The organism is Ruminococcus flavefaciens ND2009, from assembly GCF_000621785.1.
Lineage (GTDB): Bacteria > Bacillota > Clostridia > Oscillospirales > Ruminococcaceae > Ruminococcus > Ruminococcus flavefaciens_C.
The window spans coordinates 84,173-101,172 of record NZ_JHXI01000016.1 but is presented as its reverse complement, the minus strand read 5'-3'; the positions used below and the strand labels follow the sequence as shown (position 1 = coordinate 101,172).

At 36.6% G+C, this 17,000-nt stretch carries 9 protein-coding genes; 6 read left to right on the top strand and 3 right to left on the bottom strand.

The annotated features are described in order from the left end of the window. On the bottom strand, positions 1-557 hold a 557-nt coding region (locus T488_RS0105210), incomplete at its 3' end, for a hypothetical protein (protein ID WP_028519889.1). Between the two features lie 881 nt (positions 558-1,438). Between T488_RS0105210 and T488_RS0105205 the strand changes: the two genes are divergently transcribed. From T488_RS0105205 to T488_RS18625, 5 genes are all read left to right on the top strand, one after another. Then, a complete protein-coding gene (locus tag T488_RS0105205; protein WP_028519888.1) occupies positions 1,439-6,691 on the top strand; it encodes a hypothetical protein in 5,253 nt (1,750 codons plus the stop codon). Next, positions 6,688-6,825, top strand: a complete 138-nt coding sequence (locus tag T488_RS19805; RefSeq protein ID WP_196243274.1) for a hypothetical protein — start codon at positions 6,688-6,690, stop codon at positions 6,823-6,825. Before T488_RS0105205 ends, T488_RS19805 begins: the two co-directional genes overlap by 4 nt. Positions 6,826-6,919: 94 nt before the next feature. Further along, positions 6,920-7,183, top strand: coding sequence for a PqqD family protein (locus T488_RS0105195; RefSeq protein ID WP_028519887.1), 264 nt, complete (start codon positions 6,920-6,922; stop codon positions 7,181-7,183). Continuing rightward, positions 7,180-8,286, top strand: a complete 1,107-nt coding sequence (locus tag T488_RS0105190) for a nucleotidyltransferase domain-containing protein (RefSeq protein WP_028519886.1) — start codon at positions 7,180-7,182, stop codon at positions 8,284-8,286. The genes T488_RS0105195 and T488_RS0105190 overlap by 4 nt, the downstream gene beginning before the upstream one ends. 221 nt (positions 8,287-8,507) lie before the next feature. Next, entirely contained in the window at positions 8,508-11,852 is a 3,345-nt protein-coding gene (locus T488_RS18625) for a pentapeptide repeat-containing protein (protein ID WP_051536319.1), read from the top strand. A 281-nt stretch (positions 11,853-12,133) separates the two neighbouring features. Here T488_RS18625 and T488_RS0105180 read toward each other — a convergent pair whose 3' ends face one another. Together T488_RS0105180 and T488_RS0105175 are read right to left on the bottom strand one after the other, a co-directional pair. Further along, positions 12,134-12,544 (bottom strand): hypothetical protein, encoded by a 411-nt coding sequence (locus T488_RS0105180; protein ID WP_028519885.1) that lies wholly within the window; start codon positions 12,542-12,544, stop codon positions 12,134-12,136. Positions 12,545-12,562: 18 nt separating this feature from the next. Then, on the bottom strand, positions 12,563-15,307 hold the full coding sequence (locus tag T488_RS0105175; RefSeq protein WP_028519884.1) for a cellulose binding domain-containing protein: 2,745 nt from the start codon (positions 15,305-15,307) through the stop codon (positions 12,563-12,565). Positions 15,308-16,567: 1,260 nt separating this feature from the next. Here T488_RS0105175 and T488_RS0105170 point away from each other — a divergent pair. Continuing rightward, positions 16,568-16,927, top strand: coding sequence for a hypothetical protein (locus T488_RS0105170; RefSeq protein WP_028519883.1), 360 nt, complete (start codon positions 16,568-16,570; stop codon positions 16,925-16,927). Positions 16,928-17,000: the final 73 nt, after the last annotated feature.

Below are 17,000 nucleotides of genomic sequence, written 5' to 3'. Positions count from 1 at the left end.
TGAGAAATGATGTTCGCTGGATTGGCAATATCACATTCAAATGTTAGTATCAAATCTTCACTTAGTTCAATTTTTGTAGGAGTAGGTATCTGAATAATATTTAATAAATACATCCACATTCCAGTGGTTATACCATCACTCTCCGCCACAACTACATCATCCTGCTTTTTCTGAGCTATAACAGTAGCCTTGACCTTTACCACATCATACTCGGCATCTCCAATAACATTATGTATCTCCTGTTGGACGTCAATCTCAGTAGCTGTAGTTCCTGTTTCGCTTGAACCAATAAATGTAATACCATCGGATTCGTAAACATCTACCGTTACAGCATAGTAATTAGCTTCTGCCGATACTGTCCATGTTACGGTCGCAGAGCTGTCCTCTACCCAGTGAAGCTCCGTAACAGGATCAAGTGCTTCGACCAGACTTTGTGATGGCGGATCGCCATCTGCAAAGACAATGAAAGGTGTATAAAATGTGCTGACACTGGTAAATATAAGTGAAATGCCCGACAGCATTGCAATGACTTTTTTATACAAATTTAATTTTTTCATAAGATCGCCTCCTTAAACAATATGCCATTAATGAATAACATAAATGTATAATCCTCTATAATAATATTATAACATAATTCCACTGTTAAAATATACATTATTTTGTTAATTATGCTGCAGCAACAATATTTTGTGTACTATTACAAAAAATCTCAAACATTTTTGTAAACAGAGAAAAAATCATCCTTTCTGTAATATAAGACAGAAGAACGATTTCATTAGAATCCCCCCTTATTTGTAACTTACTGTGGCAAAAGCTGCCAAAAATCAGTAAAAGTGGGTATAAATCAATTGCTCTGAGATGACGTTATACAATTGATTACTTGAAAAAGCCATAAATCACAAATAATGTTTTAGGTCTCTTCGGAGTAAAGTTGTTCAATGGTAATGTATGCCTTGAGGGGGCTGCCTGAATCACATATCGGATAATAAACCACAGGAGATATTCCCTGCGGTTTTCTTTGATGAGAATCTAAAAGTATTACGTATATTTATCTGAAATTGCTGTTAAGCTTTACTTGATAAGCGAATTCAACCATAAGCGGCACGATAGTAATAGATAAATCAGTAAATATTACTATATTGACTTGTGGTATAATACATGTTAAAATATACTTATACAATACAGCTTACCTCAAATTCTGCATCCGTCTTTGTTAATGAGGGTTATCGACTATGAACGTTACTGGAATTTAACTCATCACGGATCTGACAACATAGCTGAAACCTTTATAATCTGGTCAACAAAGGCGCATTGCTCTATATGAGGGGCAATGCGCCTTTTTATTATTTTATCGGGATATGGGGTCTCAGATCCCCTTACTAAAGGTATCAGCCGCTGAGCGGTGTGATATAAATATTATATTTTTAGGAGGGTTTCTATGAAAGCAAACACACAAACACGAAAACGAACGCCCCTGACACGGGTGTTCAGCATTATCATGGCGCTGTTCATGGCGGTCATGGTAATTCCGGATGTCAAGCCGCTGAAGGCTTATGCTGCGGAATACAACATCTGGATACTCGGTCATCAGGTAACCGACAGCAACAAATCTGATATCCTTGGCAGCAGCTCTGTTGTAAAATTCAGTTTCGACTATAATACCAATACGCTTACTGTAAAAAGCAGAAACAGTAGCAATCCAACTATCTACACACAGGATTCAAGGTATTATTCAAGCGGAGACGAAAATATCATCTATTCAACATATTCAAATCTGATAGTAAAAATTGATAATGATGTTACTTTCGAGGATAACAAGGAAGTGTCTCCTATCCATTATAATAATATAGACGGCATATTGACTCTTACAGGAAGCGGAAAGCTGACAGTAAAAACAGACAGTCAATCTTTTATACGTGCACGAAATCTGCGTATCACGGATGCAAATCTCGATCTCTTCATTGGCGGTTATCTTTTAGTTTATTCTAATTTTAACTATATTCCTAACTTAAATATCTGTAATTCTACTATTACTTCACATAATGGAAACGATTTAATTTCTACGTATAGTAATGGAATGAATTGCAGGCTTACTGATTGTTATATCAGTGATCCTGTAGATGGAGAAATCATAGAAACTACTAGTGCATATGTAGTGGATAGCAATGGAAATTCTGTTAATAGTTTTACTATCGTTCCTGGAACAAAACCCGATAAATATGCAGGTCTTAAAGTTGCAGGTACACAGGTAACAAGTGAAAACAAAGACAGTATCGGCGACACAGGTGCAAGCTATGACCCCGATACTAAGACACTGACTCTCAAAAAGAACTTTACAGCCACAGATGTTCCTGCTATTGAAAATACTGGCATCGACGGCCTTAAGATCAAAACGGCTGGTTCATACACCATAACAGAAAACGGTACCGAACCTGCTTTCCTGTTCACTGAGAACACAGAGTTCACAGGTACGAGCAATCTGACTGTAAACGCGCTCTCATACGGTGTCAAATTTGATACCACTGACAGCTCAAAGGCTTTGACCATAGCCGCTCCTCTGACCATAAACAGCTCTTTATATGGTATCTACGGCAGGTCAGGACCTTCTCTTAAACTGAACAGTGCAAACATAAAGATCAATAACTGTGCTAATGGTGCAGTTGTTGGATTCAACGGCAAGATCACGCTGGGAACCAATATAGTCCTGGACAAGCCCCAGCCAAATAACATCAGCAGTACATCAGGCGGTATCAGAGTATCTGCTTCCGGCGCCCTTGCAACTGAAGTGGCTACAGCAGCAAGTGCAACCTATGGTATCACAGTAAATTCTACCGGTGTTACCAGGGCAAACTGCCATGACGTCCTGAACAATGGAAATGTATCCTATGACCCGTCAGCAAATATCCTGTATGTCAAGGGAAATCTCACAAAGATCAGTTCAACACGTTCAGGTCTTACTGTTTCGCTGACAGGTGATACAAACATTTCAGGTAGTACTTCAACTGTTTTCACCCTTGGTGCAAACAGCAAAATCACAGGTAACGGCAAGCTGACCTGCGGAGCTTTCAAACACCAGACAGGTACTCTTACTATTGAAGACATTGAGATCAACTGTACCTCCCTGTTTGAGTCTACCGGTAATATGCAGATAAACAATTCAAGGATTTCTACCACAGGATCTTTGACTGCATCGGGCAACATTACTGTTAATAATTCAGAGATCACTTCAGGCGGAGCCATTTATACTAACTCAACCTCATCATCAGCAGGTAAGATAACAATAGACAACTCAAGAGTGACAACCAATGGCAGTTTATACACAAAATACGGTAATTTACAGATCGCCAATGGTTCAGCAGTTAAGGTAAAAGGCAATATCTATTCCACATACGGAACCATCAGTATTAGCGACACATTTATTAATGAACCCAAGGATGCTGCTATAGGCAAGTCAGGCTCTTACAACAGTGCTGTTGTTAAGGGAACAAATAGCAATACTCTTGCTTCAAACATAACCATAGCACCGAAAAGCTATGGACTGAGATACGGATACAAGCAGGTTGATTCCACATGGGATCTTAACAATCTCGACGGAAATAATAAGGTTTCCTTTGATCCTGATACAAATACTCTTACTATCAAGGGTACCCCTTCAACCTCAAATAATAATATCTATAGCACCATACCTGGTCTTATTATCAAAGTAGAGGCAGATTCGGACTTTCATTATTCCAATTTCATACTCGACTCTGACACTACCATAATTGGACCCGGAAAGCTTTCTATCGGAGGAAGCAGTTGCAAGAAGAGTATTACCTTTGACAATGTCAGTGTTGAGATAGGAGATCCGGAGCGGGAATATCCTGAGGGTGAGAGCTTACATACAACTGGTGATGTCAATATCATTAATTCTGATCTGGACATCGTCGGCACTATATACTCATCAGAAGGCAGGATCATTCTTGATAATTCTCACATTACAGGACCTAAAGGTGCAAAGATCGAGACTTACGGAGCAAGTGGAGAATATATAGCTGTAGACGGCTATGATGGTGAAGGCGTTCAGATCAGGAAGGGCTACGGCTTCAAGATTTGCGGCGAAGATGTAACAGCAAGCAGCAAACTGTTCAAGCTTGGTCCTGACGGAGCACTTATTTACAATCCTGAGACCAACACTATTACTTTTACTAAGGACTGCGTATGCGGAACAAGTGTTCCTCTTATTGAAAATATCGATAACTCAGGTCTTAATATCGACTTTAACGGACACAATGTATCAACGGGTACCGAAACTTTCCATGCATCAGGAATAATCCAATTACGGGCTGATACAAACATTACTGGCAAAACAAAAATATATCAGATCAAAGGCTGTTCAGATGCAGTGATCAACATCAAAAATGCTGATATAGAATGTGCCCATCTCTACAGTACCGGAAGGACTGATAATGTTACATTCAATATCATTGATTCACATATTTATGCTTACAATAGTATGTATGCATTTGGTCAGATCAATCTTGAAGGCTGCTATGTTTCTGTTCCGGCTCCGGGACTGGAATATGAACAGTTCGAAGATGGTGGATGCGGCTTAAACTATAATGATCGGGCTTATACCTTAAAAACAGAGATCGTCGTTGGAGAGTATGCAGATTATGGCTTCAGCATATACAATAATAAGGTGAATTCATTAAGTGATCTTGATAATCTCGGAAATAACGGTGAATTCAGCTATGATCCCGAGAAAAATACTCTTACCCTTTTAAAGGATATTTATGATAACTCAAATTATGTTATTCAGAATGTCAGCAATAACGGACTTATTATAAACGGTAACGGACATACCATCGAATCAAGCAAATATTTGACTTTTAAGGCAGATACTGTTATAACAGGCAAGCTGAATATCGGAAAAGCAGATTCAACTATCACAAGCGGTGCAGCTTTTGCTATTTCTGTTAACAATGCAACTCTTACTGTTGAAGACGCTGATCTGTATATAAACAGATTACATATTCCAAAAGCTGCTTTTGGAATTCTGGCAAGTGGTGATAATAGCAAACTGGTAATTAAAAATTCCAATTTCAGTGTAGAATCCAGGGCGGGAATAAGCGGATTTAATGGCGGTATCACTCTTGACAGCTGCAAAATAAAAACTCCTAAGAATTATAATCTCTTAGCTGGAGCTACTCAAATCATGGAACCTAAGATCGCTATTGCTCCTATCGAGTACTATCCTCTTTATGTAGCAGGTGTTCAGGTAAGTGAGCAGAACTGCCACAGTGTTTTAGAAGGATATGAAAACTATACCGATGTTGAATATGTCCCGGAAGAAAAGAAGCTCATATTCACTGATATATCAGCCGGAAGCAACTGGTGTATCGACAATCAGGGAATTGACGGTCTTATGATCCAAATTGACAATGATATTACCCTGAACAGCCTTGCAGGATGCATCAGAATAGCAGACGGCCTTGAAACTACTATTGAAGCCTGCGGTAACGAAATACTTACTCTGAACGCAGAAACAGGTATAAGCTGCGGCACAGGTTCAAAGCTTTATATTAAGGATATCGAATTAAACTCCAGCACAGCGAAAAAGGGTATATTCGCAGAAGACGGCGGTGCTTTCATTGAGATGCTTGATTCAAATGTCAACATCAGAAATGCATCAAACGGTGCTTTCTACGGTTTCACAAACGGCGTTGATCTGAGAGGCTGTGAGGTAAAGACAAACGGCTGCATACTGAAGGACGGTTCTGCAGTTGCTTCTGTAAACGAGACAGTCAAGTCCACTATCTTTGAGATAGGCCCCAGCAGCAACAAGACAGACATTTCCGATGCAACAATGTATCTCAACACCATCACCTACTGTTATGATGGTCAGAATCATCAGCCCATGGCAGTTCTTACCTATAATGGCAAGGTTCTTGAGCTTGGCAAGGATTATATATATTCATGCAGGATCCAAACCGCTATAGGCACATATGAAGCCAAGGCTTTCGGTATCGGAAACTTTGAGGGACAGATCTCAGCAGAGTGGAAAATAGCGGAGATGTACAGCGTTAAATTTACAGCAGGAAAAGTATACAGCAAGAAGATGTATGAAACAAAATCATCTGCAACGGTTAAGGCTCCTAACCTCAGTGATAAAAAGTTCTGGCGCTGGGAAACAACTGACGGCAAGGTACTGAGCTATTCACAGAACTACAGCTTTATTGTAACTAAGGATGTAGAGCTTGTAGCACAGTATGTAGATAAGTCAGTCGACGTTACTCCATTACCGATACTTAATATGGATGCAATAAAGACTACATATAATGGTAATAAAGCCATAGGATTTGTATTCAGTCATAGTGTTCCAAAACAGTATAATGTAACTGAGGTTGGAATTAAATATGGAACCAATAAGCTTTTAGGCTATACTACTGGCAATAATTATGCTGAAGTTAATCTTATGAATAATCCAGATTATGATATAAGAAGTATCCTTATAAATAAAGCTACAAACCACCCCGCAGATTATAAAAACAATAATGGTACATATACTTTTGCATGTGGAGTTGGCGGAAAACTTGATAATTACCTATACGCAATAGGATATATTAAGTATCATGATGAAAAAACAAATAAGGACATATATGTATACAGTGATACTGTAGTTGCTGCAACATATAATACAGCTGAATGAAAGGAATTAAAGCTATGAAAAAATATATTAAACCCGAAATGGAAATCGACAGATTTGACACAGAAGACATAATCACAACAAGCGGAGGCGAGGGTGCTCAGCAGGGTTCAGGTGGAGAAGAAGTAGATTGGTAACATATCTATATTCGACAGGCGGCATTATGCCGCCTGTTGCCTTTTGCAAAATTTTCTGATATAATAAAAACATAACATCAGTAGGAGGTATAAAATGAAACTTGATGCAGGATTTCTCACACATGAGACAAGGGGCGAACACTATATCATAAGCACCAGCGAGACCAGCTTCAAAGGTATCGTGAAGAACAACGAAACAGCAGCTTTTATTGTTGAGTGTCTGAAAAGCGATACAACACAGGAAGCTATAGTTGATAATCTTCTTTCGGAGTATTCAGGGGCAGGCCGAGAAACTATTGAGCGAGATGTTGCTGAGATCATCGACAAACTACGTTCTATCGGAGCTATAACAGAATGAACACTGTATATAAGGACCTGATCTATCTGCTGTCATGCTCAGTGAACGGTATAACGCCTGACGCTGACAGGATAAAGTCTATGGATCTGGATAAGCTCTATGAGCTTGCTAAAAAGCATACTGTCCGCGGAGCTGTATGTATCGCGCTTGAACGCGCAGGTATAAAGCATGAAAGATTCCATGATGCCTATAAAAAGGCTGTAAGAAAGAATATCTATCTTGATATGGAACGTGCAAAGCTCCTCTCGGAGTTTGAGAAACAGGAAATATGGTACATGCCTCTAAAGGGCTCTGTTCTGAAGGACATATATCCCGAAAATGGTATGCGCGAGATGGCGGACAACGATGTTCTCTACGATCAGGAATATCAGGAAAAAGTCAGGGATATAATGACTGCTCAAGGATATTCTGTTGAACACTTCGGTAAAGGTAATCACGATGTTTACCATAAACCGCCTGTGCTAAATTTTGAGCTCCATATATCATTGTTCGGTGAGCAGCACGCAGAACCGCTGTTCAGATATTATTCTGACGTCAGGAAGCTTATGAAAAAGGATGAAGGAAACAGCTTCGGGTATCATTTTTCTGATGAAGATTTTTATGTGTATATCACCGCTCACGAATGGAAGCATTACAGCGGAGGCGGAACAGGTATCCGTTCACTGCTTGATAGTTATGTCTATATCACCTGGAAAGGCGAATCAGTTGATTGGAAATATATAGAAAAACAGCTTCGGCAGCTTGAGATTGCAGATTTTGAACAGGAGCGCCGACAGCTTGCTATCAAGGTATTTTCTTCAGCTGAAACACCTGAACTGACCGAATCGGAGCAGGCTATGCTGATGAATTATCTTACCGCAGGTACATACGGCACCGTTGAAAAAAGAGTCAGGAACAAGCTCGCTAAACAGTCGAAACCGAGTTATATACTGCATAATATGTTCCCGAGCGTGAAGTATATGAGAGAATCCGTTGAATTTGTTGATAAAATCCCCGCTTTGTATCCTGTCGGAATAGTATATCGCTGGGGAAGGATAGTAACTAAACGGCGCAAGGTACTTTCAGCTGTCGTAAAGGCATTGAAGAAAAAGGATAAAGCATAAAATATACTGAAAGCACAAGAAGTTATGGGAAATAATAAGTCCTGTGACTTCAGTAATGGATTACATACCAAAGCATAGAACCCAGAATTACACCCAGATTCTTTATTATCTGATAAAAATACTTGTTGCTTTTGTTATGAGGCGTAATAGAAGATTAATTAGATATGATAGATCTCTATAGTTATTGAAAAACTATTATATAAAAAATGAGGATGATTTAAATGAACAAGTTTATATGTAAATGTGGTCATTGGGAATACAAGCAGGAGAATGACGAAATTGTATGTAAAAAATGTGGAAAGATAATAGACAATCCAGGAAAAGTTGGATTCTTTAATCCTTCTGATAGTAAGTTTAAGAAGTTTATTGTCAAGTTAGGAACAGATATTGGCGTGGAAGCTGGTGTAGCTGGAACAAGTACATTAATAGGTATTATTGCTCCGTGGACACTCCCATTTACCGTAACTGCACTTGGCTTGGCAATTAATAATAGCGGCGAATCATTATTTGAGCTTTTATCAGATAAGTTCTTAACGAATGATTCTTATGGGAAAAAGATAGGCGATATTTTTGCTGATACTCTTAATGAAATAATTAGAAAAGGAAAAAAGGCCGAAAAAAAATCTGATAACATTTTGGCTCGTTATAATAACTTTTATCAGTATCAGAAATTCTGCGATCTCCATTGTTTAGATGTAATCTCATATCTGGATAATAAAAATATTAGTACAAATATCTATTCTGTTGAGGCGATACAAGCAATCATTTCAGACGATTTCGGCTATCCCGGAAGATATGACACAAGTGTGACAGAAAATGTTATTTTTGTCGCTAAAGAATTGTACGATTCTTTTGAAGAAAATATTCTAAAAGACAAAGATATCGGTTTGAGGTGGCTCATTGAAAAACGCTCAATCGAACATAATGAAAAGCTTTCTGAAATAATGAATTTCCTTAAAAATAAATGCACTGAGTTTTTAATCGATGATTCTACATATGAGTATATAAAGAATTACAATCGAAAGCTTTTTCTTGAAAAAAATAGTAACATTACATTGGGAAAAATGTATCTTGACCCAGCAGTTAAAGAGTATTCCGAAAATGTAATAGATATTATACATGATTGGTATAAGAGTGACAAGAATATTATGTTCATTTATGGAGCTTCAGGTATTGGCAAAACCAGCCTTGTCACAAAGATAATCGCCGATATTTACGGAATTTCCGGAGATGAGAATACTCTTGGCATTAGTAAGTCGCATATTCATCCGGTCATATTAAGAGAACATATAAAAAGAATCGAAAAGGCAACAAAGGATCAAGAGTATTCAACATTGAATATTATCACGGAAATCATTGACGTCAATTATAGTCAGCTTGATGGAGGTTTGATAATTCTTGATGGTTATGATGAATTGTGTGTTCTTGCTGATGAATTTGATAAAAATATATTTATCGAAAAGCTGATCACCGATCTCGAGGCATATGATATAAAAGTCCTGATAACGTCAAGGCCAATGAAGGACTTAATTAAAGATTTTAAGGAATTACCTCATATAGAGCTTGAGTGGAAAGAGTCACAATTAAAGGAGTGGTGCGATAAGTTCAGCTCTCTTACAGATTCAGTTGAGAAAAAGCGTTGGTGTGAGGAGTTTAAGAATAATTATAATGAAATCTTTAAGAATAATGCTGAGGATGAACGACTGGAAGTATTCTGTGCACCGTTGATACTTTATCTTGCGTGTACCAGCCTTACTATTATCTCAGCAAATGATTCCATAGGACAGTTCTATGATAATGTTTTTCACACTCTTTCTGAACGTGAGCACTCAAAAAAACAAAGGGCAGGCAGTGTATATAGTAATGCTAAAAGTGAACAGCGATTAAAATATATAAATTGGCAATTTACAAAAGAACTGGCTTATCAGATGTTTTTGAACGAGACATTGGTTTTGAAGGAATCTCATAATAGCGATGTAGATCATATAAAGTATGCAAAAGATAGAACCATTGAAGTTCTGAAGGAAAAAGGCTATAAAATTCCTAAGAAGACTACGATAGATACTGCTATGTATCTTGCGGTTTTTCATTTTGCAATAGGCAAGGAAAAAGGTATAGAATTTGCACACAGAACGGTTTGTGATTATTTTACAGCAGTAAAGATTTATGAAGACTACTTTGCCAAATTTGACAAAAATTATTATGAAAATCAAGATACAGATACTATCACATTTGAACTATGGCATAATATTATTGAAGCCTTTAGATATATTCAGATACCGTATTATATTTTCAATTATATTAATGATCTGGTTCACGCGAAGAATAGCAAGTTTGATATTGACAGTTTTATAAAATACTACAAAATGGGATTGGAAAAAGGGATTCTTTCAAATATTGAGATTCTAAAACCTGTAATTGAATATAAGGTGAGCCCGTCTATGCTGAATATTCAGATAAGTAGAGTGTTTAGAAATCTGACTTGGTTTTTAACAGGATTAGGATACAAAAATGAAGGTCTCAATCATATTGGAATAATTGCCCAGAGAGAATTGTTATCTCCGTTTGTTTCAAATATTAACATTTCTGAATGGGAAATGAAGAATATGTTTTTAAAGAATACTTCATTTTATAAGGCGCGTCTTGTGAAAACTGATTTTGAAAGCGCATTTCTTAGAAATTCAGATTTTGAGTGCGCAAATCTTTCAGGCGCTATTATGAACAACTCTGTAATATCCAATGCTAATCTTAAGGAAGCTATTTTAATTGAAACAAAACTTTCCGGTGCTGACATGAGAGGATCTAATCTTAATAGAGCTGTTTTAGTAGGCGCAACCATGAAGAGAGCGCATCTGTCAAGAGCTGAATTGATTGAAGCCAATCTTAAAGATTCATTTTTATTTGAAGCTGATCTTAAAAACGCAGATTTGTCAAAAGCAGTTTTGCAAAATGTCATTCTAATTAGTGCGGATTTATCAGATGCCAATCTTGAAGAGGCTGATCTAAGAAATGCTAACTTGAAAAAAGCTATTTTAAATAGTGCAAAATTAAAGAAGGCAAATTTTACATGTGCTGATTTGTCCGGAGCTGATTTAAGAAATACTAATATAAAAAATGCAGAATGTTTTAATGCTGAATATTGTTTAGATGATAACTGTAAAACATTATTCCCTGAAGGTTTTGATCCATCAGAGAAAAACATGGTAGAAGTTGATATTAATGGCAATAAAATTACTAATTCATGGCTTCAGATGGTAAATAACGAAAAAAAGAAATTGGACGAACTTGTTGCTGAAAAGAAATTGAAGGAAAGAGCGGTGGATCAGTTCTATGCAGATCTTGAGGATGCTATAAAAAATGATGAACAGACGGCACAGAAATATGGTTTGACTGGAATAAATGCTGTTTCCCCTGAATTTGTATCCTTGGATTATATGAGAGAATGGGAAGGCAGAAAAAAGATCGTACTCAGTTTTATTGTTACAGATTCAAATGATAAAAAGCTTTGTAGATATTATGTTTATTACGAAGTCGATGGAGCTTATGTTTATAGCTTTTTTAATTAGTGAATTGTAGTAGGTAACTTTTGCCTCTGGAAGTCTCTGTCGTTACAGAATAACAACTGTCGTATTGAATGTACTTACCGACAGTAAGCATGAATTCCGGTTTCCGATAACTCCTGTACTCGGAGCAGATCATCTGCCGGTAGTTGATGTAAGATCAGACGGTAACGTTTATTTGACGCTTATCTTCCTAATAAACGTCCCCCCATAGTTGACACACAGTAAAAGTGTGAAAACTCTGAGGGGATGTTTTATATTCGGATATTAGATAAAACCAGTGCAAATCAGTTTTCGTTTAATGGAATATCTGATAATACTACTGTATTCTTTATACCATCTGAAAAAACATAATGTACCACAGGCCTGTCCGTGTTCATTTCATAGTAGTAATCACTTATATATTCATCATTTTTTAGTCTTTTTAACACTGCGTCAATTATATCAGTTCTTTGTTCAATAGATCCTTTTTTATATGAATCTGATGAAAGAGTATCATCAATCTGCTTATATACATAATCTTTTGTGTCAAGAGTTTCTGTAGATGAATTTTCATCAAATATAGATGAATCTGTCTTTTCATCTATATATTGTGATTCAGAAGGCTTTTCAGTTTTTGAACCTATTTCCGGACCACAGGAACAGAAAACTAATCCCGCTGATAACAAAACACCTATAACAGATATTTTTTTTATCATGTATATCCTCCTTAAAAATTATGAAAGCTTGATATTATCCAAGACAACTGCTGAATCGTATATTGAGTCACCAACATCATATACCAAGAACTTTATAGTTATTGTTTGATGCTTGTATGCTGAAATATCTATTGTGGCGTTCTTCCAGTTTGTGTGATAAACCGTTGAGTCTCCTCCATCAAAATCGATTCCGCCAACAGAATACCATTTTGAAGTGTTGACTGATTCCATTATCTTGCTGTATAATACAGTATCGTTCTTATCTAAGATCTGGATCTCAAATTTATCATCAAACTTGCTTCCAACATATTCCATTGGTTCTTCTGAAATATAATCATAGTCAAATGTGAGTGTATCATTATCGGTATTACGAACAGTCTGAAATAAAATGCTGCCCTGTGATCCTGACATACTTACACCTGATTTTGAGCCAATTCCTGTTGAAATAAATGCCATTCTGGTACCTGTCGGCTTCACATCGCCCTGAGATGTTATAACTCGACAATCTCCATCATAATCCCAAGCCCATGGTGCAGGAGATAATTTCTGGAAAAATGATTCCCAATTTCCGTTCTTCAAGCCATTGACAAGTTTTGCATCCTTGTCGCCGACAATAAATGGATATGCTGTATTTCCCATCTCATCAAAAGCATCTTTGCCAACAAGATACTTGCCTAAATAAGTGAAGAAGCTTGGCTTTCTGTACTCATAGTCATTATAGCCATACTCTTCTTTGGCGTCGATGAACGCATCGCCTGATGTTTCACCGTCTAATAATTCTTCAAAATAATAGAGCATGAGTTCTCTTGAGTAATCTGCCATAACAGAGTTTTCAAAACCAATAACAGATGTTGCACCGCAATTGATCAGAGCATTTGCATATGATTCATCATGTCCGATATTATCTTCATTTCCCATAAAATTACAAGATTCTGAGAAAACGAAACTATCACTCAAGCCACTTGTACCGTAATAATTAGTAAAGAAATCGCGATATACTATATATGTATGATAATTTACTCCACCTACTGAATACTGTGCACCTTCAATTCTATGGTTTGAAATGTCAAGATTATAAGCAATATCTTTGGCAGTTGTTACGTTATCATCGATCAGAACAAACACCGACTGATTATTGGAGACCATTCCATGACCACAAAGGGCAATAATATCTTTATTGGAAAGCTTTGTCGTAAGATCAGATACAGTTACAAAATCATCATAATCAAGTGTCATTCCTGCATCTTTCCAATTCTGAGTGAACTCATCATAAAAATCTGTTCTATAGTCAGTATCTTCAAATGCATTTAAAACGAGACCATTATAGCCTGAATAATCAAGATCATCATCAGGAGTAATTACAGTTTTCTGTAAAAGTGAAACGTCAGCTTCGAGCAGATCTCTCGGAACTATAATGAACGAGATTCCATTTGAATAATGACAATGGAATATCATTTCAGCTTCATTATAATAATAATCGCTTATTTTTCCTTTTTCAAGGAGTGATGAGAGTGCCTTATTTAAAGCATCAAGCTTATTCTTAAAGAATTCTGTAAGAGTGTATTCCTTTCCGGAACCATTCTGAACATTTCCTGCGCTTTCGCTTGGAGATATTGAATATTCTTCTAAAATCGAAGCAATGATAGAATCAACATATTCCATGTCCTCAAGTTCCTGATCTGTAAACGGCGGAACGATCTGAATCTCTATATTATTAGAAACCTTCTTATTATTAATTGCAGCATGATATGTTAAGATTGTCATCTCATTAACAGTGGTATCACAGCTGATTTTACAAGTGTAGACACCATCACCCATCATATCGTCTCCGCTTGATGAATATTTTCCATCGTCAACGAACTGACCGATTTCATCACCTGTATTAGAATCAACTAAAGATATCGCAGAAACTATATCAGGTGTTTCACAATAGAATACTACTTCCTTATTTCCTTGGTTTCCAATCATCTCTGTTGTATTGGAATAAAGATATGCATCAGATGTCTCTATTGTGTTGAAACTATAATTAAGCACAACAGAAGTAAGTGAGAAATTATTAATTTCAGGTTCTTCATTCTCAGGCTTAGAAGCAGTAAATCCAATTGTTATTGAATCATCAACAGGAATAGAATTTGTCCAAACTTCACTGCCAAGCTTGTAATGAGAATCCGTTGATTCATTGAGATGTGCTCCCCACAGACCATACATAGAAAGATTCGTATCGAATGCTAAAGTCCACGCTTCAATAGGATGATCTGAAGTATTGTTGATCGTTATTTCGCCCTTTAATCCTGTATCCCAGATATCTGTATAATCGATCTGTACATCATAGCCTTCGCTTAAATCTACTCTTTCAGAACAAAGTTCAAAATCTGTAGGAACTGCAAAATCCTCCGCATAGATTGTATATCCGAATTCAACACTTTCATCGGGAGCAATCTCATAATTCCAGTTATCGTTCTTTATGACATAGTTGGTGTTATCATTATCATAAACATTAGCATTATAAAGATCTCTTATTTCGGAACCCGAATCATACTTCAAAGCCCAGTTAAAGATCGGTTCATCACCTGTATTGGTTAATTTTACGGATACATTCTGTCCACCGGTCCACTCATCTGTTACAGTGTAGCTTACTGTGTAATTATCATAAGCGAACACAATTGGTTCGCTGGCTGCACTGGCGGGAAGACTTGAAATCACAGATAAAAAGACTACCGCGCTTAGGCAACTTGACATAATACGTCTTGCATTTTTTGACATTATACTTCCTCCATTAGTGTAATTATGCTGCTATTCGTATATTGATACTATTACATCATCTGCTCGGTAAAGCGATTAAACTATATGTTTTCAGCAGATACTTCAATTTACATAAATTGTTTCATATAATTATTGCTACGAGCAAAATATCATTTACGCCCCCTATTTTTTATTATATCATATATGAATATCTGCATTTAACGGAATATTAGGTGCATATAAAGAAAGATATGTTCTTTTTAGAGTGTGATTAGTAGTAAGACGAAGATCAATGTCAAAAAAAAATATTATATTAACAGATTCTGCCATAAAAGCTATATTCTTACTTTAACACCGCTAATCTTCCTAATCTTATTATACAACAAATTGCTACTTGATTCAATACTTTTTACAACTATTGTAAAAATAGATTACTCATATAGTGAATTGTATATTTAAACTGTTGATTTTAGATGATATTTTTGCCGAACTCATTGATTTACTAATGAAGTGATTCGCTACTGCAACAGCAGAGAATGTTGATTTCCCTCAGTATAAAATTGTTGCTTGTTCGTTGAGGCTGTTTCTGCCCTATTCATATTATAATTATATATCTTACTTGAAAGCTTCAGTTTTCGCTATCTATCGGTTATACTTGAGTTTGTTCGCTGAATATGGGCTATGTTCGTTTTATAGCAGCAAATTCATCACCTGCATGATCGTCATGGCGAATAGCTTTATATACAATTCCTTGAGATCCATTACCTATAAATCCATTTATTTTCAAGTTTTCAAAAGGACAATAAAAAGAATTGCCCATAATAGTATTCATCAACATTCTTACATATAGTTACATTTAAAATTATAAAAATCCCCATATATATTGAAAATCGTTTTTCTTTTTTTGCAACAAATGAAAAGTTAATAAAATTATTTCTACTATCACCTAAAGAGCGGAAATAATACTTGTGTAAAATAACATAATGAGGTTGTTATATACCCAATTTCTTTACTATCTGATAGAACCTATTCTATTTTATAAACAGTACATACTTGATTTAAAATCCATGGTAAATCTTTCGGTCTGTTGTGGGGAACTTTTGCCTCTGGAAGTCTCTGACGTTAACGGTATTGCAGATCCGTATTTCTTCACGTACGATTATCGAATACTATTTGACAAATGAAAACTTTTCTTATATAATAAAATGGTCATAGCAATATCAACCACTTATTCGCGTCCAAATTCACTCAACCACATCAAATAAGAAAGGAACTAAGATCATGAAAAAACAATTTGTCAAAGGCATCATTGCAGCTGTACTTGCACTGAGCACCGTTTTAAGCATCAATCAGAACACACGGTTCGCCGCTCCCCTTCTGGCAGCAGCTGCCTGCAATCATAATTACAGACATTATCAGAGTTCAACACCATGGGTTAAAGTTCCCGGTACTGAAGAGCCCGGCGGAAACGAGCTGACTTATTACGATGAAGTATGTACCAGCTATAATTGTTGTGTCAACTGCGGCGGTGACAAAAGCAATCAAAAACCTCATCGTCGTCGTGTGTGCGAATGGGATACAATGTCTCCTAACGGAACTATAATTGCTCATCACAAAGCAGTTGTTAAAAATTACTATTAAACAAGTTACAAGGACCTGGATCAGCGGTATCTTTTTCTGTTAGCTTTTCACACTGAATATCGGTCAACATAAT